Here is a 23,217-nt window from a genome sequence, read left to right on the forward strand (position 1 = left end):
AGCCACTGTTCCATCTACTCCGGAGTACAACGATGCGCGAGTCGGTCCAGGCCGAGGTCCTGATGAGCTTCCTCGTCTCCGAGGAGCTGTCGTTCCGTATCCCGGTGGAACTCCACTACAAGGTGGCTGATCCGTACGCGGTGCGCATGACGTTCCATCTGCCCGGCGACGCGCCTGTGACCTGGACTTTCGGCCGCGAGCTGCTGCTCGACGGCATCAACACGCCCAGCGGGGACGGGGATGTGCACATCTCGCCGACGACGCCCGAGGACCTGTCCGACGTCCATATGCGGCTCCAGGTCGGCGACGACCACGCGCTCTTCCGGGTCAGTGCCGCGCCGCTGGTGGCCTTCCTGGACCGTACGGACCGGTTGGTTCCGCTCGGCCAGGAGCGCACGCTCAGCGACTTCGAGGACAGTCTTGAGGAGGAGCTGGGCCGCATCCTCGCCGAGGAGAACGCCGGCTGAGGGCTTGTTGAGGGGGCCGTCCGGGTGATTCCGGTGTCCGGGGTGTCCACGGGACCCCGCAAGGGTACGGGCGGCCCCGCGGGCCGCTCAGGACCTCTCCGGAGCCGCTCCGGAGAGGCTCGCCCGCCCTACTTCTTGCGGCGGCGGCCCCTGCTGCCCGGGGCGCGCGTGGGCGGGGCAGGCACCAGCATCCCCGGCTCCAGAGGTCCGGGACCAGGCCCCGCCCCAGGTCCCGCGCCCGGTCCCGGAGAGGCGGGCTGCGTGGACGGAGCCGGGGGGTTCTCCGGGACGGACCGGTCGGCGGAGACCACCAGCGCCGCCAGCGCCGTGGTCACCGGCACCGACGCGACCAGACCGATCGACCCCACCAGCGTCCGTACGATCTCCTCCGCCACCAGCTCACTGTTGGCGACCGTCCCCACGCTCGACTGCGCGATGGAGAAGAGCAGCAGGAGCGGCAGCGCGGCGCCCGCGTAGGCCAGCACCAGTGTGTTGACCACGGACGCGATGTGGTCCCGGCCGATCCGGATGCCCGCCCGGTACAGCGCCCGCGGCCCCATCGTCGGATCCGCCTGGCGCAGCTCCCACACTGCCGAGGTCTGCGTCACCGTCACATCGTCCAGCACGCCGAGCGAACCGATGATCACGCCGGCGAGCAGGAGACCGCTCATGTCGATCTCTGGGTAGAGACCGTGGATCAGCCCCGTGCTGTCGTCGGTGTTGCCGGTCAGGCTCGCCCAGCCGATGAAGAGCGACCCCAGCAGTCCGATCAGCAGCAGCGAGATCAGGGTGCCGAGCACCGCCACCGAGGTGCGGGCCGTCAACCCGTGACACAGATACAGCGCGACCAGCATGATCGCGCTCGCCCCCACCACCGCCACCACCAGCGGATTCGAGCCCTGGAGGATCGCCGGCAGGATGAACAGGGTCAGGATCGCGAACGAGACCACGAGCGCCACCAGCGCCATGACCCCCCGCATCCGCCCCACCACGATCACCGCGATCGCGAAGATCCCCGCCAGCAGCGTCAGCGGGAACTGGCGGTCCACATCGGACACCGAGTACTGGAGATCACGGGGCGCGTCCGGTGCGTAGGCGACCACAACGCCCTGTTTCACGTGAAACTGCCGTGGCGCGTCCGGCTGGACGATCTCGATGAAGGTGTGGCCCTTCTCCTTGCCGCTCTTCAGCTCGACCGTCGCCTTCTTGCACTCGCCGGTCTCCTCCCGCACCGCCTCGCGGCCCTGCGGCGTCGAGGTGTCACCGGTCGAAGGGACCTGGGAGGCGTTCACGTCCTTGCAGGCGACCCGCTCGACCTGGACCACCTGGCCGTCGAAGGTCTGCCGGTCGAAGCCCACACCCGTCCGCTCGTGCGCGGGCGCACCGCCCGGCCAGAGCACGGCGAGCCCGACCACCACGGCGGCCGCGAACGGAATCAGCACCGCCGCGATCACCTTGCGGAGGTGCCGGGAGACCGGCGCGGCGGGGCCATGACTGTGCGAGTGGCCGTGTGCGTGGCCGTCCGATTCGTGGGTCTGCATGGGTGGTGTCACCGACCGATCATCGCAAGAAGGCGGAGGAAGCGCGGGGCCCTCTGTTCAGCGCGCCCGATCTGACGCTAGCGTGGAGGCACCTTTGCACACGCGGGAGCTCGGAGCACCGGGCTGAGAGGGCGCTGACGTGTAGTCCCGGGGACGAGTCCCCGGACACCTGCGCTGCGCCGACCGCTGAACCTGTTACCGGGTAATGCCGGCGTAGGGAGTAGGTCTCATGACCGTTCAGGACGCACACACGCCTGCCTCCGGCTCGGAGGACACCAGCACGGACACCAGCACGGACACCGGCGCGGATCCGGCCCTCCGGGGCGGGACCGAGGGCGGACGGCCCATCGGCTGGCACAAGGGATACATCGAGGGTTCCCGCCCCGATCTCCGGGTGCCGGTCCGCCAGGTCCACCTCACCAACGGCGAGGACGTCACGCTGTACGACACCTCGGGGCCGTACACCGACCCCGAGGTCGTCACCGACGTGCGCCGCGGACTCGCGCCGCTGCGGGAGAACTGGATCATCGGCCGCGGCGACACCGAGGAGTACGCGGGCCGGCCACCGCGACCCGAGGACGACGGGCTCAAGCACACTTCCCCGCGCGGAGGGCTGCTACGGAGCGGAGCGGCGGCCGATCTGCGGGGACTTGACGCGGTCTTCCCCGGTCGGCCGCGCCAGCCCCGCCGGGGCCGCGAGGGCCGCGCCGTCACCCAACTCGCGTACGCCCGCCGCGGGGAGATCACGCCGGAGATGGAGTACGTCGCGATCCGCGAGAACGTCTCCCCGGAGACCGTCCGCGAGGAGATCGCCGCGGGCCGCGCCGTACTGCCGGCCAACGTCAACCACCCGGAGATCGAGCCGATGATCATCGGCAAGCGGTTCCTGGTGAAGGTCAACGCCAACATCGGCAACTCCGCGGTCACCTCCTCCATCGAGGAGGAGGTGGACAAGATGACATGGGCGACCCGCTGGGGCGCCGACACGGTCATGGACCTCTCCACCGGGCGCAACATCCACACCACCCGCGAGTGGGTGCTGCGCAACTCCCCCGTGCCCATCGGCACCGTGCCGCTCTACCAGGCGCTCGAAAAGGTCGACGGCAAGGCCGAGGAGCTGACCTGGGAGATCTACAAGGACACCGTGATCGAACAGGCCGAGCAGGGCGTCGACTACATGACGGTCCATGCCGGTGTCCTGCTGCGGTACGTGCCGCTCACGGCCCGCCGCAAGACCGGCATCGTCTCGCGCGGCGGTTCCATCATGGCCGCGTGGTGTCTCGCGCACCACAAGGAGTCGTTCCTGTACGAGAACTTCGACGAGCTGTGCGAGATCCTCGCCGCGTACGACGTGACGTACTCCCTCGGCGACGGGCTGCGGCCGGGCTCCATCGCGGACGCCAACGACGAGGCGCAGTTCGCCGAGTTGCGCACGCTGGGCGAGCTGAACTCGATCGCCAAGAGCCACCACGTACAGACGATGATCGAGGGCCCCGGGCATGTCCCGATGCACAAGATCAAGGAGAACATCGACCTCCAGCAGGAGATCTGCGAGGAGGCGCCGTTCTACACGCTCGGCCCGCTGACCACCGATGTGGCTCCGGCGTACGACCACATCACCTCCGGGATCGGCGCGGCGATGATCGCGTGGTGGGGGACGGCGATGCTCTGCTACGTCACCCCCAAGGAACACCTCGGCCTGCCGGACCGCGACGACGTGAAGACGGGCGTCATCACGTACAAGATCGCGGCCCATGCGGCGGATCTCGCGAAGGGCCACCCGGGGGCGCAGGAGTGGGACGACGCGCTGTCGGACGCCCGGTTCGAGTTCCGATGGGAGGACCAGTTCAACCTGGCGCTCGATCCGGACACGGCACGGGAGTTCCATGACGAGACGCTGCCGGCGGAGCCGGCGAAGACGGCTCATTTCTGCTCGATGTGCGGGCCCAAGTTCTGCTCGATGAAGATCTCGCAGGACATCCGGCGCAAGCACGGCGGCGAGCCGGCGAGCGGCGCGCACGACACGGGCGGCACGGATGGCACGGACCGTGCGGACGGCACGGACCCTGCGGGCCGTGCGTCGGCCGACGAGATCGAGGCGGGCATGGCGGAGAAGTCCAAGGAGTTCGCCGCGGCCGGCAACCGGGTCTATCTGCCGCTGGTCGACTGACCGCTCCCGCGCCGGGCCGCTCGGAGGGCCGGATCTCTGTCCCAGGGCCGGGCCCCGCGCCCCGCCCCGGGTCCGGCGTCGGTCATGACGCGACCGAGCGGCCCGGACCACCTGCCGGGGTCATTCCGGCCGGTGCTCCGGGCCGCCGAAGTCGGGGCTGGTGAAGTCCGGACCACTGAAGTCCGGGCTGCTGAAGTTCGGCCGCTGTCCGGCGGAGGAGCCCTCGTCGGGGCTGCTGAAGTCCGGCCTGCTGTAGCCGATCTTGGGGAGCTGACCGGACGAACGAGGCGGGGCCGGCGCCGCCGGGTCCGCGCTCGGGTCGTCCAGGGCGGCCCGCAGGAAGGGCAGGATGCCGCGTTCCAGCAGGGCATGGCGCCACGCCTCGCGTGCGCGGGCGACCTCGTCGGGCAGCTCTCCGCCGGCCGTCTCGTCTGCGGGAAGCTGGGTCGAGCTGTTGCGCAACGCGGTGACCAGCAGCCCTATCGCGGCGGCCAGGATGCCGAGCGCGGTCACGGCCGCGAAGAACCAGCCCACGGCGAGCATGCTGTCCGCGAACGCGGGCGCCGGGTCGAGGGCCTTCAGGAGATAGCCGACGAGCAGGAAGATCGCCGCCGCGGTGCCGCCGAGGATGGGGACCAGGACCGTGATGACGGCCGTGAGCCCGGCGCCGGAGTCCGTCGTGGCGTCCTCCGCGGGTGCCAGCACCGAGTCGCGGATGGACGTGGTGGTGCCCGGTGAGCGGGACTCCTCGCGGATCTTGGCGTAGTGCTCGTACTCCGCCGTCGCGGAGGAGGCGATCCGGCCCGTCGCGTTCAGCGCCATGGTGCGCAACTGCTCCGCGTTGAGCCGCTCCCCGACGGCGGCGAGGTCCGGACGTTCGTGTGCATTACGCAGCACATCGCTGAGGATGCGCTCGAAATCCGCGCGATCCTCGCTCAGCAGGTGCGGAGCGCTTTTCATGTGCATCCCCCGATACTCCGTAGGGCCGTTGCGCCCGTGTGGAACGAGCCGCAGTCGGCGGAAACGGAGGAGAGCCTGCTACGGATAAGCCGATGGTAGAGCGGTTTTGGCGTGCCGTAACAGGGGGTTTCCGGAAAACACCTGTCCTACATTGATTCAGTTGGCCAACGGAAGCCGTACGACCAGCAGTTTTCCTGCCATCGTCACTCCGCCGTCCATGGCGATCGCCAGCCCGTCGGCATATACGTGTGGCCCTTCCACGACCGGTCCGGTGTCGCCTTCGTCGTCCGACGCGTCTTCTGTGCCGACTTCGCCGAGCAGATAGGGAATCGGGCTGTGGCCGTGGACGACACGTCCTCCGCCGTACTGGGAGAGGAGTTCCTGGACGGCCTGGGGGCCGCCTTCGTCACGGAACGCGAAGCGTTTGGTGAGTTTGCGGAACAGGTCCCAGCATTCGTCGGCGTCATTGCGCGTCAGGATCTGGTAGATGGTGTCGTTGACCTCGTCGATGGACGAACCGTAGTCGAGATAGGCCGTGGTGTCGGAGTGCATCAGCAGATGCCCGTCCTCCTCGACCACCGCGTCGAGATGGGACATCCACTGGAGATGGACGTCCTGGAGGCGCTCCATGTCCGTGCGCTGGCCGCCGTTGAGGATCCACGCGGCCTGGAAAGTGGCGGTGCCCGCACCGGAGTTGACCGGGGTGTCGCCGAACCGCTTGGCGCCGATGAGGAGCAGTTCGTGATTGCCCATCAGCGCCTTGCAGTAGCCGCCGGCCGCCGCGGCCTCCGCGGAGAGCCGCATGACGAGGTCGATGACCCCGATGCCGTCGGGGCCGCGGTCGGTGAAGTCGCCGAGGAACCACAGGCGTGCGTTGCCGGCCGCCCACTGGCCCTCGGCGTCGATCAGGCCCTGTTCGCCGAGGGCGGCGACGAGTTCGTCGAGATAGCCGTGGACGTCGCCGACGACGTAGAGCGGTCCCGGTCCGTCGGAGTCGGCGGCCTCGGTGGGGTCGATGTCGACCTGCACGGTGTCGCCCCGGTTGACCCTTGTGATCACCGGAAGGTCGCGTTCGGTGGGGGTGTACCCCTCCGGCATCCCGTCGGCGGGTACCGCGTCGCCGGGGTGGCCCGACACGTCGGCCGCCGGGCGCTCGGGGCTCTCGGTCCCGGGTACGGCGGCCGGGTGCGGAACGGTGGCGGCGGGCGCGTCCTGGCCGGCGGCCGGCTGCTCGGGGACGGTGCCGAGCTGTTCCTGTTCGGCACCGAGCTGGTCCTGTACCGCGCCGAACTGCTCCTGCACCGCGCCCAGCTCGTCCTGTACGGCGCCCTGTTGGACCTGCGGGGCTGCTGACGGGGCCGCTCCGGCGACCGGCTGCTCCGGCGCGCCGACGGGGGGCCGCCCGGGCCCGCCGGACGCGGTGCCGGCCGGTTCCTGCTGCCCGGGTCGGACCGGCTGCCCGGCCTGCCCTGGCTGTGCGGACTGCACGGGAACCTGCGCGTACGGCGGCACCCGGAAGTCGCGCAACGTCGCCGTCCGCACCGCGGGTCCCTGACCGGCCCCCTGTGTCATCGACCCCTCCACCACCGTCGTGCCGCAATACACCTCTCGGCCCCGCCGCCCTGCCGGACGGAGTGAGTCCGTCGGCGGAAAAGGGAAGGTCCGTGGTGTCGTGCGCCCATCATAGGAATGACCTCGGGCCTCTGCGACGCACCAGGGGTGGTGAATCGAATCGTACCGCCGGTTCGGCGGCTGTTTTCTCGCCGATCGCCCGAAATGCGGAAGGTCCGACCGTTCGGCCGGGCGCCGGGATCCGCGGGCCGCATGGTGCCGCGGGGCGCCGAGAGGCGTCGTACGGCCCCGAATCGCCGGGCCGCGGGCGATCGCGTCCCGCTTTCGTACCGCCTCCGTACCGGTTCCGTACGGCGCCGGTACGGAGGCGGTACGGAACCGGCGGGGCCGGCCCCGTACCGGCACGGCCGTGGCGCACGCGTCGCCTACGGCGGCGGTCAGTCGCCCGCCGGTGAGCGGGGAGCGCTGACCGTGGTGCGCGGCGGGCGGCGCTGTGAGGAGGTCCTGATGATCAGTTCGGTCGGTATCACCTGCTCGACCGGCCGGTCGGCCTCGATCCCCTCGATGGCGTCGATGAGGAGCTGGATGACGGCGGTGCCGATCCGGCGCGGCTTCAGCGAGAGCGTGGTGACGGGCGGTTCGGTGGAGGCGTACACCGTGGACTCGCTGCAGCAGACGATCAGCAGGTCCTCCGGTACCCGCAGCCCGTACCGCCGGGCGGCGGCGAGCAGATCGGTGCCGTTGGGGTCGAAGAGCCCGTAGACGGCGTCCGGGCGGTCCGGGCGGGCCAGCAGCCGGTCGGCGGCGACGGCCCCGGCGCACGGGTCGTGGGCGGGGTAGGACTCGTAGACCGGATCCTGGCCGACGCGCTCGCACCAGTGCAGGTACGCCGTGGTGGAGAGCCGGGTGTAGGTGTCCGTGGTGGTGCCGGTGAGCAGCCCGATACGGCGGGCTCCGGCGTCGGCGAGATGGTCGAGCAGGTCGAGGACGGCCGCCTCGTGGTCGTTGTCGACCCAGGCGGTGACGGGAAGGGTGCCCGCGGGCCGGCCGTCGGAGACGACGGGAAGGCCCTGGCGGACGAGTTCGGCGACGACGGGATCGTGGTCGGAGGGGTCGATGACCACGGTGCCGTCGAGGGCGACGTTCGCCCAGACGTCGTGGCGGGAGGTGGCGGGGAGGATGACGAGGGCGTAGCCGCGGGCGAGGGCGGCGGAGGTCGCGGCCCTCGCCATCTCGGCGAAGTAGGCGAACTCGGTGAAGGTGAAAGGTTCATCCCCGTACGTGGTCACGGTCAGGCCGATGAGCCCCGACTTGCCGGTACGGAGGGTTCGGGCGGCGGCGGACGGGCGGTAGCCGAGGCGCTCCGCTACTTCTCGGACATGGCTCCGGGTGGCGTCGGGTAACCGTCCCTTGCCGTTGAGCGCGTCCGAGACAGTCGTGATGGAGACACCGGCTGCGGCGGCGACGTCCCGGATGCCCGCCCGACTCTGCCGGCTTCCCCGGCGGGTTGTGTCCGTCCGGCTCACCTGGTGTTTCCCTGCTGCTGTCATGGCGAGCCGATAGTAGGGCTCGATCGGGCGGTGGGGCCGGTCGCATATGCACCCGGCAGCAGGCACGTTTCTGCAAGACAGACCAAGGCCAACCTCCTTGGAACACAAGGGAGTTAATCGTTACTGCCATGGTCTCCTATGTAAGGAGCGGTCTGGACCTGTTGAGAGGCCCATGTTTCGAAGAGGTCTCAACTCACCTCTACGAGGGATGCGCGCCACGGCGTGAGCCACCGGCGCTCGGGAGGGACGTAAGTGCTCCCCCCTGTTTTCCGGAGCCTGCGTCCTTTTCCGGGCGCCCGGCGTCCGCGGCGGCCGTCAATCCTCATAAGGTGAGCAGCATTGAAGGCGCCCGGACGGTGCAGGACCGGGCGCCCACCGGATGAACGGCCGAGGAGGACCCGCGGTGAGCGAGACGAGCCCCAAGCTGCGCGCCGAGCTGGACGGCATTCCGACGTACAAGCCGGGCAGGCCGGCCGCGTCGGACGGGCCCGTCGCGTACAAGCTGTCCTCCAACGAGAACCCTTACCCCCCGCTGCCCGGGGTGATGGAGCAGGCGATCTCGGCCGCCGGGGCCTTCAACCGCTATCCCGACATGGCCTGTACCGGGCTGATGAACGAGCTGGCCGACCGGTTCGGGGTGCCTGTCCCGCACCTCGCGACCGGCACCGGTTCCGTGGGCGTCGCACAGCAGCTTCTCCAGGCCACGGCGGGGCCCGGCGACGAGGTCATCTATGCCTGGCGCTCCTTCGAGGCGTACCCGATCATCACACAGATCTCGGGGGCGACCGCCGTACAGGTGCCGCTGACGCCGGGCGATGTGCACGATCTGGACGCGATGGCCGAGGCGATCACCGACCGGACCCGGCTGATTTTCGTCTGCAACCCCAACAACCCGACCGGCACAGTGCTGCGCCGGGCCGAGCTGGAACGATTCCTCGACCGGGTGCCCGGCGATGTGCTGGTGGTGCTGGACGAGGCGTACCGCGAGTTCAACAGGGATACCGCGGTGCCGGACGGTGTCGAGATCTACCGCGACCGCCCGAATGTGGCGGTGCTGCGCACCTTCTCCAAGGCGTACGGGCTGGCCGGGCTGCGGGTCGGATTCGCGATCGCGCACGAGCCGGTCGCCACCGCGCTGCGGAAGACGGCGGTCCCCTTCGGCGTGAGCCAGATCGCACAGGAGGCGGCGGTGGCCTCGCTGCGCGCCGAGGACGAGCTGCTGGGACGGGTCGGATCGCTCGTCGCGGAGCGCGAGCGGGTGTACGAGGGCCTGGTCGGCCAGGGGTGGACGGTGCCCGTGACGCAGGCCAACTTCGTCTGGCTGCGGCTCGGCGAGCGGACGTCGGCCTTCGCGGCGGCGTGCGAGGCGGCGGGTGTGGTCGTACGGCCCTTCGCGGGGGAGGGTGTACGGATCACGATCGGCGAGCACGAGGCCAACGACCTCTTCCTCCGGACGGCGGGGGCGTTCCGCAAGGAGCTCTAGCCCGGCTTCCGTGTCTTTTCGAACACGCGTTTCATTCGAACGTGGATTTCAGGGGTGACCTTTATGAGGTCACCCCTGACGTGTGTCGGCGCCGAGGGAGGAGCGTTTCGGGGAGTCGGCGCTCTCGGCGTGGGGGTGGCATTGCTCGTTCCGTGGGGGCGACGGGGCTCGCTCCTTGAGGTCAGCGGCACTCGTTCCTTGAGGGACCCCCCCCGCGAAGATCCGGAAGACTTGTGCGACATAATGCTTGTGAATGTGAACGCGTTCACAAGCTCGTCCGGTTCCAGGCGTTACGCCCCGGTCAAAAGGGACGGACAGGCTTGACGTAAGGAGAGAAGACGTGGATCTCGCTCTGGCGCCGGAGACCCTGGCGCGCTGGCAGTTCGGCATCACGACCGTCTACCACTTCCTCTTCGTCCCCCTGACGATCTCGCTCGCCGCGCTCACCGCCGGGTTGCAGACCGCGTGGGTCCGCACGGAGAACCCGAAGTACCTCAGGGCCACCAAGTTCTGGGGCAAGCTGTTCCTGATCAACATCGCGATGGGTGTGGTCACCGGCATCGTGCAGGAGTTCCAGTTCGGCATGAACTGGTCCGACTACTCGCGCTTCGTCGGCGATGTCTTCGGCGCCCCGCTCGCCTTCGAGGCGCTGATCGCCTTCTTCTTCGAGTCCACCTTCATCGGGCTGTGGATCTTCGGCTGGGACAAGCTGCCGAAGAAGATCCACCTGGCCTGCATGTGGATGGTCTCGATCGGCACTGTTCTCTCCGCGTACTTCATCCTGGCGGCCAACTCCTGGATGCAGCACCCGGTCGGCTACCGGATCAACAAGGAAGCGGGACGGGCCGAGCTCACCGACTTCTGGCGGGTTCTCACCCAGGACACGGCGCTCACCCAGTTCTTCCACACCATGACCGCCGCGTTCCTCGTCGGCGGTGCCTTCATGGTCGGCATCGCGTCCTTCCATCTCCTGCGCAAGAAGCACATCCCTGTGATGCGCACCTCACTGCGCCTCGGTCTGATCACCGTCGTCGTCGCGGGCATGCTCACCGCCGTCAGCGGCGACACGCTCGGCAAGGTCATGTACAAGCAGCAGCCGATGAAGATGGCCGCCGCCGAGGCGCTGTGGGACGGCGAGGGACCCGCACCGTTCTCGGTGTTCGCCTACGGAGACGTCGACAAGGGCCACAACAAGGTCGCCATCGAGATCCCCGGACTGCTCTCCTTCCTCGCCAACAGCGACTTCACCTCGCACGTCCCCGGTATCAACGACATCAACAAGGCCGAACAGGAGAAGTACGGCCCCGGCGACTACCGGCCCAACATTCCCGTCGCCTACTGGTCCTTCCGCTGGATGATCGGCTTCGGCATGGCGTCCTTCGGCCTCGGCCTGCTCGGACTCTGGCTCACCCGCAGGAAGTTCCTGCTGCCGCCCGCCCTGCGGACCGGCGAGGACGAAGTCCCGCACCTCGTCCTCTTCCGCAACAAGGCGCTCAGTCCCAGGTTCGCCAAGTGGTACTGGATCACCGCCCTCTGGACGCTGCTCTTCCCGCTGATCGCCAACTCCTGGGGCTGGATCTTCACCGAGACGGGCCGGCAGCCCTGGGTGGTGTACGGAGTCCTGCGCACCGCGGATGCCGTCTCCCCCGGCGTCTCCCAGGGCGAGGTGATCGCCTCGATGATCGTCTTCACCCTGCTGTACGCGGTCCTCGCGGTCGTCGAGGTCAAGCTGCTCGTGAAGTACGTGAAGGCCGGACCGCCGGAGCTCACGGAGGACGACCTCAATCCGCCCACCAAGATCGGCGGCGACCACGCGGACGCCGACCGGCCGATGGCCTTCTCGTACTGAGGAGTTGAGGAGCTATGCACCTTCACGACGTCTGGTTCGTGCTGATCGCCGTCCTCTGGACCGGCTACTTCTTCCTCGAAGGATTCGACTTCGGCATCGGGGTCCTGACCAAGCTGCTGGCCCGCGACCGCAAGGAGCGCCGGGTCCTCATCAACACCATCGGTCCCGTCTGGGACGGCAACGAGGTCTGGCTGCTGAGCGCCGCCGGAGCCACGTTCGCCGCCTTCCCCGACTGGTACGCCACCCTCTTCTCCGGCTTCTACCTGCCGTTCCTGCTCATCCTGGTCTGTCTGATCCTGCGCGGGGTCGCCTTCGAGTACCGGTCCAAGCGGCCCGAGGAGAGGTGGCAGCGCAACTGGGAGCACACCATCTTCTGGACCTCCCTGATCCCCTCCCTCATGTGGGGCTTCGTCTTCGCCAACATCGTGCAGGGCGTGAAGATCGACGCGGACATGGAGTACGCGGGCAACCTCGCGGATCTGCTGAACCCGTACGCGCTGCTCGGTGCGCTGGTGACGCTCGCCCTCTTCACCTTCCACGGCACGGTGTTCGCCGCGCTCAAGACGGTGGGGGACATCCGGGTCAGGGCCAGGAGGCTGGCACTCGGCCTGGGCGCCGTCACCGCCGTGCTGGCGCTCGGCTTCCTGGCCTGGACGCAGGCGGACAACGGTGACGGGGCGAGCCTGGTCGCGGCGGTCGTCGCCGTGGCCGCGCTGGTGACCGCGGTCGGGGCCGTCGCGGCGGGGCGTGAGGGCTGGTCCTTCACCTTCTCCGGGGTGACCGTCGTCGCGGTGGTCGCGATGCTCTTCCTGACGCTGTTCCCGAACGTCATGCCGTCCTCGCTGAACGAGGCGTGGAACCTGACGGTGACGAACGCCGCCTCCACCCCGTACACCTTGACGATCATGACCTGGTGCGCGGGGATCGCGACACCCGTCGTGCTGCTCTACCAGGGCTGGACATACTGGGTGTTCCGCAAGCGGATCGGGACGCAGCACATCGCGGACGCGCCGCACGTCGCCGATGCGCGGCCCGTCGCCGACGCGTAACGGGGGTTCGGCAGTGGGTGGCAGCAGGCGTCGCAGGAGTAGTCGTAGCGGCCGCGGTCGTAGCGGCGGAAGTGGGTGTTTCACGTGAAACCAATCGATCCGCGTCTGCTCCGGTACGCCCGCGCCACCCGTCTCTTCCTGGTGGCCGTGGTGGCGCTCGGGGCGGCGGGGGCGGCGCTGGTGATCGCCCAGGCGATGCTGATCGCCGAGGTGGTGGTCGGTGCGTTCGAGCGCGGGTACGACGCCTCCGACCTGCGTACCCCCCTGCTGCTGCTCGCGGCCGTAGCCGTCGGGCGCGCCCTGGTCTCCTGGCTGACGGAGCTGGCGGCCCACCGGGCGAGCGCGGCGGTCAAGTCCGAACTGCGCGGTCGGCTGCTGGAGCGGGCGGCCGCGCTCGGGCCCGCCCGGCCGGGCGGCCGGCGCATCGGTTCGCTGGTCGCGCTGGCCACCCGGGGGATCGACGCGCTGGACGACTACTTCGCGCGCTATCTGCCCCAGCTCGGGCTCGCGGTGGTCGTCCCCGTGGCGGTGCTCGCGCGCATCGTCACCGAGGACTGGGTCTCGGCGGCGGTGATCGTCGTGACGCTGCCACTCATCCCGATGTTCATGATCCTCATCGGCTGGGCGACACAGTCCCGGATGGACCGGCAGTGGCGGCTGCTGTCCCGGTTGTCCGGCCACTTCCTGGACGTGGTCGCCGGGCTGCCGACCCTCAAGGTCTTCGGCCGTGCCAAGGCCCAGGCCGAGTCGATCCGTACGATCACCTCCGAGTACCGCCGGGCCACCCTGCGCACCCTGCGGATCGCCTTCCTGTCGTCGTTCGCGCTGGAACTGCTCTCGACGCTCTCGGTGGCGCTGGTCGCTGTCGGCATCGGGATGCGGCTCGTCCACGGCGACCTCGATCTGTACACCGGGCTGGTGGTGCTCGTGCTCGCGCCCGAGGCGTATCTGCCGATCCGGCAGGTCGGGGCGCAGTACCACGCGGCGGCCGAAGGGCTCTCCGCCGCCGAGGAGATCTTCGCGGTCCTGGAGACGGAGCCCGCCGCGCGCGGTACGGAAACGGTGCCGCACACGGCGGGGACACCGGGCACGCCGCGGCTGGAGCTGGAGGGGGTGACGGTCCGCCACCAGGGCCGTACGGAACCCTCGCTGGACGCGGTCACCCTGGCGGTCGAGCCGGGGGAGACCGTCGCCCTGGTCGGTCCGAGCGGCGTCGGGAAGACCACGCTGCTCCACACGGTGCTCGGCTTCGCCGTACCGGACGAGGGCCGGGTACGGGTGAACGGCCGGGATCTCGCCTCCCTCGACCCGGAGCGCTGGCACGAGACCATCGCCTGGGTGCCCCAGCAGCCGTACCTCTTCGCCGGGACGATCGCCGAGAACGTACGGCTGGCCCGTCCCGACGCGGACGACACGGCCCTGGTCACCGCGTTGCGGGACGCGGGTGCGTACGACTTCGTGTCGGCGCTCCCCCACGGTGCGGAGACCGTGCTCGGCGAGGACGGTGCCGGTCTCTCGGCCGGTCAGCGCCAGCGGCTCGCGCTGGCCCGGGCCTTTCTCGCCGACCGGCCGCTGCTGCTCCTGGACGAGCCCACCGCGGCGCTCGACGGCGAGACGGAGGCGGGCATCGTCGAGGCGGTACGGCGGCTGGCGGCGGGCCGTACGGTCCTCCTGGTCGTCCACCGGCCGGCGCTGCTCGCGGTGGCGGACCGGGTGGTCGCCCTCCCGGAGCGGTCGGAAGGGCCGGAAGGAGCCGCGCTGTCGGAAGGGGCCGCGCAGCCGGGGCGTACGGAGACGGCGGTGTCCTCGGACGGCGTCTCCGCGGTGGAGCTGCGCGAACGCGCGGCGCTGCTGGACCCGTCGGCGGGGGAGCCGGCCGGCCCGGCCGGGGAGGCTGTGCGTACGGCCGATCTCGTCCCCGGAGGTGAGCAGGCGGAGAGGACGGCGGTCGGCGGCGCGGCGCTCGGGGCCAGGAGTCCGCTCGCCCGGATGCGGGACGCCGCCGGGGCGCTGAGGGGCCGCTTCGTGCTGGCCCTGGTCCTCGGCAGCTGCGCCCTCGGCTCGGCCGTCGGCCTCATGGCCGTCTCCGGCTGGCTGATCTCACGCGCCTCCGAGCAGCCCCCGGTGCTCTATCTCATGATCGCGGTCACCGCGACCCGTGCCTTCGGTATCGGCCGGGCCGTGTTCCGGTACGCCGAGCGCCTCGTCTCGCACGACGCGGTGCTCAGGATGCTCGCGGATCTCCGGGTCTCCGTGTACCGGCGGCTGGAACGCATCGCGCCCGCCGGGCTGCATGCCACGCGGCGCGGTGATCTGCTGTCCCGGCTCGTCGCGGACGTGGACGAACTCCAGGACTACTGGCTCCGCTGGCTGCTCCCGGCCGGCACCGCCCTGCTCGTCTCCCTGGGCGCCGTCGGCTTCACCGCCTGGCTGCTGCCCGAGGCGGGCGCCGCCCTGGCGGTCGGGCTGCTCGCCGCCGGAGCCGGCGTACCGCTGCTGAGCGGCGTCTGCGCCCGCCGCACCGAGCGGCAACTGGCCCCGGCGCGCGGGCTGCTGGCCACCCAGGCCGTCGATCTGCTCCGGGGCACCGCCGAGCTGACCGTCGCGGGCGCGCTGCGCGGCCGGCTGCGCCGGGTGCGCGCGGCCGACGCGACGCTGACGTCGATCGCCTCGCGCAGCGCGGGCGCCCAGGCGCTCGGCGCCGGACTCACCGCGCTGATCTGCGGCGTGACCGTGGCAGCCGCCGCGTTCCTGGGCGTCCAGGCCGTGCACGCGGGGCGACTCGCGGGCATCGAGCTGGCCGTGATCGTGCTGACCCCGCTCGCCGCGTTCGAGGCCGTCACCGGGCTGCCGCTCGCCGTGCTCCACCGGCAGCGGGCCCGCCGCAGCGCCGAGCGGGTGTGCGAAGTGCTGGACGCGCCCGTCCCCGTACGGGAGCCGGAACGGCCCGCGCCCGCGCCCGGATCGCCCTTCCCGCTGGAGGTGCGCGGGCTGTCGGCGCGGTACCCGGGGCAGCGGCGGGACGCGCTCGCGGGCTTCGACCTGACGCTGACCGCCGGGAAGCGCGTCGCTGTCGTCGGACCCTCGGGCTCGGGCAAGACCACGCTCGCCCAGGTGCTGCTGCGCTTCCTCGACGCCCGCGAGGGCAGCTGCCGCCTCGGTGGCACGGGTGGCGGTACGGGTGGGGGCACGGGTGGCGGTACGGATCTGGCCGCGCTCGACGGGGACACCGTACGGCGCCTTGTCGGGCTCTGCGCCCAGGACGCCCACCTCTTCGACAGCTCCGTCCGGGAGAACCTCCGGCTCGCCCGGACGGACGCGGACGAGGACGACCTGCGGGACGCGCTGCGCCGCGCGCGGCTGCTCGACTGGGTCGACGCGCTGCCCGCCGGGCTCGACACCCTCGTCGGCGAGCACGGTGCCCGGCTCTCCGGCGGCCAGCGCCAGCGACTCGCGCTGGCCCGCGCGCTCCTCGCGGACTTCCCCGTACTGCTCCTCGACGAGCCCGCCGAACACCTCGACCTGGCGACGGCCGACGCGCTGACCGCCGATCTTCTCGCGGCGACCGAGGGGCGGACGACGCTGCTCATCACCCACCGGCTGCGGGGACTCGAAGCGGTCGACGAGGTGATCGTGCTCGACGAAGGCCGCACCGTACAGCGTGGTCCGTACGGTGAACTCGCCGCCGTCGAGGGACCGCTGCGGCAGATGCTGGAGCGGGAGAGGGCCGGCGATCTGCTCGGCGCGACCGCGGCGGCGCAGGCCGACGGCGCCACGGAGCGGGAAATCCGACTTTCGGTGTGAAATAGCCCTTATTACTCTCGGGTCCATGGAAGAGCCCGAACACCCGGACCCGCTGGATCCGCTCGACCCCCTGGAAGCGGCCACCCGCGCGGCCGCGAGTCTGGAAGGGCTCTCCGCCGAGACCACCGCGCGGGTCCCCCAGCTTCTGGAGGCGATGTGCTCCGTCGGCGCGGGGCGCGGCCTGCACGCCACACTCGACCGGATCTGCTCGACCGCTGCCGAACTCGTCGGCGCCCGGTACGCCGCGATCGGTGTCGTCGACGAACTGGGCGACGGGCTCTCGGACTTCGTCACGTACGGGGTCGACGCGGACACGGCCCGGCGTATCGGTCACCGTCCCGACGGGCATACCGGACTCCTCGGTGCGCTGATCAGCCATCCTGAGGCGATCCGGCTCGCCGATCTGACGAAGGACCCGCGCGCGGCCGGATTCCCGCCGGGACATCCCCCGATGCGCACGTTCCTCGGGGTCCCGGTCCGGGGCCAGGGCGAGGTCTACGGGAACTTCTATCTCGCGGAGAAGACCGGCAGTGGGAAGTCCGGCACCGGGAAGTCAAGCGCCGGGAAGTCCGGCGGAACCGAGGCCGACGGAACGGAGCCCGCGGAGCAGCGGCCCGCGGAGTTCACCGACCACGACCTCCACATGGTGCGCGTCCTGGCCACCGAGGCGGGCATCGCCATCGGCAACGCCCGGCTGTACGAGGCGGCCCGGCAGCGCGAACGGTGGATCGACGGCTCGGTCGCCGTCACCACCGCGCTCCTCTCCGGCGGCTCCACCGAGGACGCGCTCAACATCGTCGCGGAACAGGCCCGCCGCCTCTCGGACGCGGCGATGGCCTCGGTGATGCTCCGTACGCCCAACGGCGAACTGGAGGTCGTCGCCGTCTCCGCCGATCGCCCCCGTGTCAGGCCCGGCTACCTCATCCCGGCCGAGAGCCCCGCCGCCGCGGCCCTGCTGGCGGGCGAGGCCGTCATCGTCGAGGACGCCCGCAGCGATCCGCGCGTGATCACCGAGATGGCCTCGCTGTACGGCCCGATCATGCTGCTGCCGCTGCGCACCGACGGCAGGGTGCTCGGCGCGCTGGTCATGCCGCGCGAACGGGGTGCGGTCCCGTTCGGCGAGCGGGAGCGGACACTGGCGGGCCAGTTCGCCTCGCAGGCGGCGCTGGCGCTGATGATGGCCGGGGCGCAGCACGACCGGGAGCGGCTGGCGGTCCTGCAGGACCGTGACCGGATCGCCCGTGACCTCCACGACCTGGTGATCCAGCGGCTGCACGCCACCGGGATGATGCTGGAGAGCGCCCAGCGCGGCACGGTGGCGCCGGAGGTCCACCAGGGCATCGACCAGGCCGTCGAGGCGCTGGACGTGACGATCCAGGAGATCCGCGCCGCCATCTTCGCCCTCCAGCAGGGCCCCGCGGAGGCACTGTCGGGGGTACGGACGCGGGTTCTGCGGGAGATCAACATGGCGGCGGTGCCGCTCGGCTTCACCCCTACGTACCGCTTCGTCGGCCCGATCGACGCGGCTGTGGGCGAGCCGTACGGGAAGAACCTCATCGCCGCGCTCCGGGAGGCCCTTTCCAATGCCTTCCGGCACGCGCGCGCGTCCCGTATCGAGGTGGTCGTGGACGCGACGGCACAGCTCGCCGACGGGAGGAGGGCGGTGCGGCTGACCGTCGCGGACGACGGCGTGGGCATCCCGGCCGGAGGACGGCGCAGCGGGCTGCGCAACCTCCGGCGGCGGGCGGAGTCGCTGGGCGGGGCGAGCTGGTCCGAGCCGGGGCTCGGCCGAGACACGGGTGAAGGGGGAGAGGCGGGAGAAGAAGAGGCGGGAGGTGCGGTAGGCGCCACGGTGATCTGGGAGGTGCCGTTGTGAGCCGCCCGTAGCGGAGCGGTGGCGGTGGCGGTGGTGGGGAGCCTGGTGAGAGGGGGTGGCCGCCCGTCCGTCTCAGAGCCGCGCGAGGATCTGCTCGATGACGACCGCGACGCCGTCCTCGTCGTTGGTGACCGTACGGCCGGACGCGGCGGCCAGCACGTCCGGGTGGGCGTTGCCCATCGCGTACGACGTGCCCGCCCAGGTCAGCATCTCCAGGTCGTTGGGCATGTCCCCGAAGGCGACGACCTCGTCGGAGGAGATGGAGCGCTCGGCGCAGCAGAGGGCGAGCGTGCTCGCCTTGCTCACGCCCAGGCCGCTGATCTCCAGGAGCGCGGTCGGGCTGGAGCGGGTGAGGGTGGCGTGGTCCCCCGCGACCGTACGGGCCAGGGCGAGGAAGCCGTCCGGGGTCAGCTCGGGGTGGTGGGCGAGCAGCTTCAGTACGGGGGCGGAGCCGTCGTCGGTCTCCTCGGCCCGCAGGAGCTTCTCCGCGGTGGCGATCGTGGCGCCCGGGTCCTGGGAGAAGGTCGGGTACGCCGGCTCGTAGTTGATCCCGGTGGTCTGCTCGACCGCGAAGGTCGTCCCGGGGGCGGCGTCGCGCAGCGCCCCGACGACGCCCAGGGCGGTCGCCCGGTCCAGCGGGCGGGCCATGAGCAGCTTGCCGTCGGAGTGCAGATCGACGACCGCGGCGCCGTTGGCGCAGATCGCCATGCCGTGGCCGTGGACATGGGCGCTGACGACATCCATCCAGCGGGCGGGCCGGCCGGTGACGAAGAAGACCTCGATACCGGCCTCCTCGGCGGCTTCGAGCGCGGCGATCGTACGGTCCGAGACGGACTTGTCGCTGTGCAGCAACGTTCCGTCCAGATCCGTGGCGATGAGCCGGGGCCGGGCGGGAAGCGGGGAGGCGTCGGGTGCGGGAGCGGATCCACGGGGCGAGGTCACGGGGCCATTCTCACGCACGGCCGCGCACGGGCGGGCGGAGGGGCGCACGTTTGAGCCGACCACGGACAGAGGTCCGCGCCTCGGCCGGTGTCGTCCGGGCCGACCTGTACCTGTGCCGGTGTCGCCCGGGGCAACCTGGACCCGTACCGCTGGCGCCTGGGGCGACCTGGACCCGTACCGGTGGCGCCTGGGGCGACCTGGACCCGTACGGTGTCGCCCGGGCCGACCTGGATCCGGACCGACCCGTATCGTCGCCGTCATGCGTCTGAGTACCGTGATTCTTCCCGTCCGTCGCTGGCACGACGGTGGCCGCGACGAGTGGCTGCGCGCCGAGCGGCTGGGCTTCCACACTGCCTACACCTACGACCACTTGTCCTGGCGGACCTTCCGCGACGGCCCGTGGTTCGGGGCGGTCCCCACCCTCACGGCTGCTGCCGCCGCGACCGAGCGGATCCGCCTCGGCACGCTCGTGACCTCGCCGAACTTCCGGCATCCGGTGACGCTCGCCAAGGATCTGCTCACGCTCGACGACGTGTCGAACGGCCGGATCACGCTGGGGATCGGTGCGGGCGGCACGGGGTTCGACGCCACCGCGCTCGGCCAGGAGCCGTGGTCGCCGCGTGAGCGTGCCGACCGGTTCGCCGAGTTCGTACCGCTGCTCGACCGGCTGCTGACCGAGGACTCCGTGACGTACGAGGGGACGTTCTACTCGGCGGTCGAGGCCCGGGGCATCCCGGGGTGTGTGCAGCGGCCCCGGCTGCCGTTCGCGGTGGCGGCGACCGGGCCGCGCGGGCTGCGGCTCGCCGCCCGGCACGGTCAGGCGTGGGTGACGACGGGGGACCCGAAGCTGTTCGAGGCGGGCACGCCCGAGGAGTCGCGGGCGGCCATCGGCGGGCAGATCGAGCGGCTCGGCGCGGCGTGCGCGGAGATCGGACGGAAGGTGTCGGAGGTGGAGAAGGTCCTGCTGACCGGCTTCACGCCGGACCGGAACGGGCCGATGGAGTCGCTGGACGCGTTCGTGGACTTCGCGGGGCGCCACTTCGAGCTGGGGATCACGGAGATCGCGGTGCACGCGCCCATCCCGGACTCGGATTTCGCTGCCGACCAGCGGGTGTTCGAGCGGATCGGCACGGAGGCACTGGCTCAGCTCCGTCCCTGAACACGAGTCCAGCCGCGTCAGCCGGGGAAACGCAGGTAGCGCGGGGGCACGGAGTCGGTGAGCCAGACGCCGTTCGCGCTGATGTGGAAGATCAGTCCGGCACGGTGCATCGCCCCCGCGTCCACCGCCAGCACGACGGGCCGGCCCCGCCGGGCCCCGACGCGGGTCGCGGTCGCGCGGTCCGCCGAGAGATGGACATGGTGCCGGGCCATGGGGCGCAGGCCCTCGGCCCGGATCGCGTCCAGGGCGCGCGGGACGGTGCCGTGGTAGAGGTACGCGGGCGGCTCCGCCGGTGCCAGCTCCAGATCGACGGCGACGGTGTGCCCCTGGTTGGCCCGAATCCGGTCGCCCGGGCCTTCGCCGTCCGCGCTCTCGATGGTGAAACGGCGTTTGTCGTTGACGGCGACCACATGGTCGAGTTCGGCACGGCTGAACCGGAAGCCGTGGGCGCCGGCCGCGCGGATCAGTTCGTCGACCGCCACCCAGCCGTTCGGGTCGAGGGTGAGCCCGATCCGTTGCGGCTGGTGGCGCAGGTGTTTGGAGAGGTATTTCGACACCTTCACGGTGCGTCGTTCGTCGGGTACGCGGGGCGGCTCCGGGCGGTCCGTCGGGTATGTGCGGCCCGCCCTCTCGGGTTCGTTGTGCATCCGGCCAGCGTGCCCGCCTGCGCCGAGGTGCCGCCACAGGATTTTCAACTCGTCATGGTTCACAGGTTTGATCCACAGTCAATTCGACTTATCCACAGGCTATTTGGCGAATCTGTGGACAACGGGCGGGTCTTTTCATCCTGTTTGAGCAATAAAGCTTCTCTGTCCGTTGATTGCGCTGGGGACACCCAAAACCCATGCCCGGCGCCCTCGTTACCGTCCCGCGGCGCTCACAGCCGCGGCTCGACCCGGGCGACGGCGCGCCGCGCCCGCGGCGCGATCCGCCCCAGGATCCGCGCGCCGCGGGCCTCCGGGGTGACGGGCACGACGGCCTGGTTGCGGACAACGGCGCGCAGCACGGCGTCGGCGACCTTCTCGGGCGGGTAGCCACGCATCCCGTACAGCCGGGCGGTCTTCTTCCTGAGCCGGTCCTCCTCCCCGGCGGAGACACCGGTGAAGTGCGCGGTGGAGGTGATGCCGGTGTCGACGAAGCCGGGGCAGACCGCGGTCACCCCGATGGACTTCGCGGCCAGTTCGGCACGCAGGCACTCGCTGAGCATGAGCACCGCGGCCTTGGACGTGGCGTACGCGCTCAGTACCCGGGAGGGCTGATAGGCGGCCGCGGAAGCGGTGTTGACGATGTGACCGCCCTGCCCGCGCGCCGCCATCTGCCCGCCGAACAGCCGGCAGCCGTGGATGACGCCCCACAGGTTGGTGTCCAGGACCTCCTTCCACTCCTCGGCGGTGGTGTCGAGGAAGGCGCCCGACACTCCGATGCCCGCGTTGTTCACCAGGACGTCGACCGTGCCGTACTCCGCCGCGACCTTCTCCGCGAGCCGCTCCATGGCCGGACCGTCGCCGACATCGACGCACTCGCTCCAGGCGTCCGGGGCGCCGATCAGGCCAGCCAGCTCGGCGGTCCTGGCCGCGCCGTCGCCGTCCCGGTCGACCGCCACGACCCGGGCGCCCGCCTCGGCGAACGCGAAGGCCACCGCCCGGCCGATCCCGCCGGCCGCGCCCGTGACCAGGACGAGCTGTCCGCCGAAGCGCTCCGCGTACGGGCCGCTCGGCGTGCCGGCCGCGGAGCGGGGCTCGCCCTCCTCCTGCGCGAGCACGAAGTCGGTGATCCAGGAGGCCAGTTGGTCGGGGCGGGTGCGCGGAACCCAGTGCTTGGCGGGCAGCGTGCGCCGTACGAGCCGGGGAGCCCACCGTTCCAGATCGTCGTAGAGCCGCTCGGAGAGGAAGACGTCGTCGGCCGGAGTGATGAGCTGCACCGGTACGGACGCGTAGGCGTCCGTACGCGGCCGGCGCAGCCGGGGGCGGATGTTGTCCCGGTAGAGCCAGACCCCGTGTGCCGCGTCCCGCGGCAGCGAGGGGGCCGGATAGCCCTCGCCGGACAGCTTCTCGATCCGCCGCACCGCCCCGGGCCACCGTCTGCCGAGCGGCCCGCGCCAGGCCAGTTCCGGCAGGACGGGGGTGTGCAGCGCGTAGATGTACCAGGACCTGGCGCTCTGGCCGAGGAGCTCACCGACCCGGCGGGGGGAGGGGTGCTCGGCCCGCTCCCTGATCCAGTGCCCGAGATGATCCAGGGACGGGCCCGACAGGGAGGTGAACGAGGCGATACGGCCCGCGGTCCTGGCCACGGTGACGAACTCCCAGGACTGTACGGAACCCCAGTCGTGGCCCACGAGATGGACCGGCCGGTGCGGGCTCACCGCGTCGGCGACCGCCAGGAAGTCGTCCGTCAGCTTCTCCAGGGTGAAGCCCCCGCGCAGCGGGACCGGCGCCGTCGACCGGCCGTGCCCCCGTACGTCGTACAGCACCACATGGAACCGCTCCGCGAGGCGCTCGGCCACCTCCGACCAGACCTCCTTGGTGTCCGGGTAGCCGTGCACGAGCACCACCACGGGGCGCGCCGGGTCGCCCCGTTCGGCGACGCACAGCTCGACCCCGCCGGACCGCACCCGGCGCTCGCGGTACCCGTCACCTGCGCGGTACCCGTCACCCGCGCGGTAGCTCTCACCCGCACGGTCCTCGTCACCTGCGCGGTCCTCGTCCTTCATACGGCCTCCTTCGTGCCCGCATACCCCAGGCGCCGGACTCCCCGAATCCCCGCGACCCGGCGGTCCGTCCGTGGATCGGCACCGC

At 71.1% G+C, this 23,217-nt stretch carries 15 protein-coding genes and 1 riboswitch; of the genes, 8 read left to right on the forward strand and 7 right to left on the reverse strand.

Annotated features, from left to right (window positions below; all coding sequences use genetic code 11):
- The first annotated feature begins 32 nt into the window (after positions 1–32).
- Positions 33–467 (forward strand): SsgA family sporulation/cell division regulator, encoded by a 435-nt coding sequence (locus ACFTZC_RS30890; protein WP_365807465.1) that lies wholly within the window; start codon positions 33–35, stop codon positions 465–467.
- Between the two features lie 128 nt (positions 468–595).
- Here the strand turns inward: ACFTZC_RS30890 and ACFTZC_RS30895 are convergent, their stop codons facing one another.
- Entirely contained in the window at positions 596–2,008 is a 1,413-nt protein-coding gene (locus ACFTZC_RS30895; RefSeq protein ID WP_382895366.1) for a YibE/F family protein, read from the reverse strand.
- 92 nt (positions 2,009–2,100) lie between these two features.
- Positions 2,101–2,245, forward strand: a riboswitch (TPP riboswitch).
- On the opposite strand from ACFTZC_RS30895, the gene thiC reads away from it, so the two are divergent.
- A complete protein-coding gene (gene thiC / locus ACFTZC_RS30900) occupies positions 2,238–4,178 on the forward strand; it encodes a phosphomethylpyrimidine synthase ThiC (protein WP_382895264.1) in 1,941 nt (646 codons plus the stop codon). It overlaps the preceding riboswitch by 8 nt.
- A 120-nt stretch (positions 4,179–4,298) precedes the next feature.
- Here the strand turns inward: thiC and ACFTZC_RS30905 are convergent, their stop codons facing one another.
- The 3 genes from ACFTZC_RS30905 to ACFTZC_RS30915 all read right to left on the reverse strand — a co-directional run bounded on the left by ACFTZC_RS30905 (position 4,299) and on the right by ACFTZC_RS30915 (position 8,260).
- Positions 4,299–5,144 (reverse strand): hypothetical protein, encoded by an 846-nt coding sequence (locus ACFTZC_RS30905; RefSeq protein WP_382895266.1) that lies wholly within the window; start codon positions 5,142–5,144, stop codon positions 4,299–4,301.
- A gap of 150 nt (positions 5,145–5,294) precedes the next feature.
- Positions 5,295–6,725, reverse strand: a complete 1,431-nt coding sequence (locus ACFTZC_RS30910; RefSeq protein ID WP_382895368.1) for a metallophosphoesterase — start codon at positions 6,723–6,725, stop codon at positions 5,295–5,297.
- A gap of 422 nt (positions 6,726–7,147) precedes the next feature.
- Positions 7,148–8,260: a LacI family DNA-binding transcriptional regulator gene (locus ACFTZC_RS30915; protein ID WP_365807455.1), complete on the reverse strand. Its 1,113-nt coding sequence runs from the start codon at positions 8,258–8,260 to the stop codon at positions 7,148–7,150.
- 403 nt (positions 8,261–8,663) lie between these two features.
- Between ACFTZC_RS30915 and hisC the strand changes: the two genes are divergently transcribed.
- The 5 genes from hisC to ACFTZC_RS30940 all read left to right on the forward strand — a co-directional run bounded on the left by hisC (position 8,664) and on the right by ACFTZC_RS30940 (position 18,321).
- Complete coding sequence (hisC, locus tag ACFTZC_RS30920; protein ID WP_382895268.1) at positions 8,664–9,743, forward strand: histidinol-phosphate transaminase; 1,080 nt, start codon at positions 8,664–8,666, stop codon at positions 9,741–9,743.
- Positions 9,744–10,083: 340 nt separating this feature from the next.
- Positions 10,084–11,592 carry a cytochrome ubiquinol oxidase subunit I gene (locus ACFTZC_RS30925; RefSeq protein WP_382895270.1) on the forward strand — a complete coding sequence of 503 codons (1,509 nt, stop codon included), beginning with the start codon at positions 10,084–10,086 and terminating at the stop codon, positions 11,590–11,592.
- Positions 11,593–11,606: 14 nt separating this feature from the next.
- On the forward strand, positions 11,607–12,641 hold the full coding sequence (gene cydB, locus ACFTZC_RS30930; protein ID WP_382895272.1) for a cytochrome d ubiquinol oxidase subunit II: 1,035 nt from the start codon (positions 11,607–11,609) through the stop codon (positions 12,639–12,641).
- Positions 12,642–12,725: 84 nt separating this feature from the next.
- A complete protein-coding gene (gene cydD, locus ACFTZC_RS30935) occupies positions 12,726–16,445 on the forward strand; it encodes a thiol reductant ABC exporter subunit CydD (RefSeq protein ID WP_382895274.1) in 3,720 nt (1,239 codons plus the stop codon).
- A gap of 25 nt (positions 16,446–16,470) precedes the next feature.
- Positions 16,471–18,321: a GAF domain-containing protein gene (locus tag ACFTZC_RS30940; RefSeq protein ID WP_382895276.1), complete on the forward strand. Its 1,851-nt coding sequence runs from the start codon at positions 16,471–16,473 to the stop codon at positions 18,319–18,321.
- 72 nt (positions 18,322–18,393) lie between these two features.
- Here ACFTZC_RS30940 and ACFTZC_RS30945 read toward each other — a convergent pair whose 3' ends face one another.
- Positions 18,394–19,263: a Cof-type HAD-IIB family hydrolase gene (locus ACFTZC_RS30945; RefSeq protein WP_382895278.1), complete on the reverse strand. Its 870-nt coding sequence runs from the start codon at positions 19,261–19,263 to the stop codon at positions 18,394–18,396.
- A 259-nt stretch (positions 19,264–19,522) separates the two neighbouring features.
- Here ACFTZC_RS30945 and ACFTZC_RS30950 point away from each other — a divergent pair, with 259 nt between their 5' ends.
- A complete protein-coding gene (locus ACFTZC_RS30950) occupies positions 19,523–20,422 on the forward strand; it encodes an LLM class flavin-dependent oxidoreductase (RefSeq protein ID WP_382895279.1) in 900 nt (299 codons plus the stop codon).
- A 17-nt stretch (positions 20,423–20,439) separates the two neighbouring features.
- Here ACFTZC_RS30950 and ACFTZC_RS30955 read toward each other — a convergent pair whose 3' ends face one another.
- Positions 20,440–21,069 carry an RNA 2'-phosphotransferase gene (locus tag ACFTZC_RS30955; protein ID WP_382895281.1) on the reverse strand — a complete coding sequence of 210 codons (630 nt, stop codon included), beginning with the start codon at positions 21,067–21,069 and terminating at the stop codon, positions 20,440–20,442.
- 230 nt (positions 21,070–21,299) lie between these two features.
- On the reverse strand, positions 21,300–23,132 hold the full coding sequence (locus ACFTZC_RS30960; protein WP_382895283.1) for an SDR family oxidoreductase: 1,833 nt from the start codon (positions 23,130–23,132) through the stop codon (positions 21,300–21,302).
- Positions 23,133–23,217: the final 85 nt, after the last annotated feature.

It is taken from the genome of Streptomyces sp. NPDC056987, from assembly GCF_042673865.1.
Classification (GTDB): Bacteria; Actinomycetota; Actinomycetes; order Streptomycetales; family Streptomycetaceae; genus Streptomyces.

Coding starts and splice junctions, on each gene's coding strand:
- ACFTZC_RS30890 (WP_365807465.1), top strand. CDS start 33: ATGCGCGAGTCGGTCCAGGCCGAGGTCCTGATGAGCTTCCTCGTCTCC.
- ACFTZC_RS30895 (WP_382895366.1), bottom strand. CDS start 2,008: ATGCAGACCCACGAATCGGACGGCCACGCACACGGCCACTCGCACAGT.
- thiC (WP_382895264.1), top strand. CDS start 2,238: ATGACCGTTCAGGACGCACACACGCCTGCCTCCGGCTCGGAGGACACC.
- ACFTZC_RS30905 (WP_382895266.1), bottom strand. CDS start 5,144: ATGCACATGAAAAGCGCTCCGCACCTGCTGAGCGAGGATCGCGCGGAT.
- ACFTZC_RS30915 (WP_365807455.1), bottom strand. CDS start 8,260: ATGACAGCAGCAGGGAAACACCAGGTGAGCCGGACGGACACAACCCGC.
- cydB (WP_382895272.1), top strand. CDS start 11,607: ATGCACCTTCACGACGTCTGGTTCGTGCTGATCGCCGTCCTCTGGACC.
- ACFTZC_RS30940 (WP_382895276.1), top strand. CDS start 16,471: ATGGAAGAGCCCGAACACCCGGACCCGCTGGATCCGCTCGACCCCCTG.
- ACFTZC_RS30950 (WP_382895279.1), top strand. CDS start 19,523: ATGCGTCTGAGTACCGTGATTCTTCCCGTCCGTCGCTGGCACGACGGT.
- ACFTZC_RS30955 (WP_382895281.1), bottom strand. CDS start 21,069: ATGCACAACGAACCCGAGAGGGCGGGCCGCACATACCCGACGGACCGC.
- ACFTZC_RS30960 (WP_382895283.1), bottom strand. CDS start 23,132: ATGAAGGACGAGGACCGCGCAGGTGACGAGGACCGTGCGGGTGAGAGC.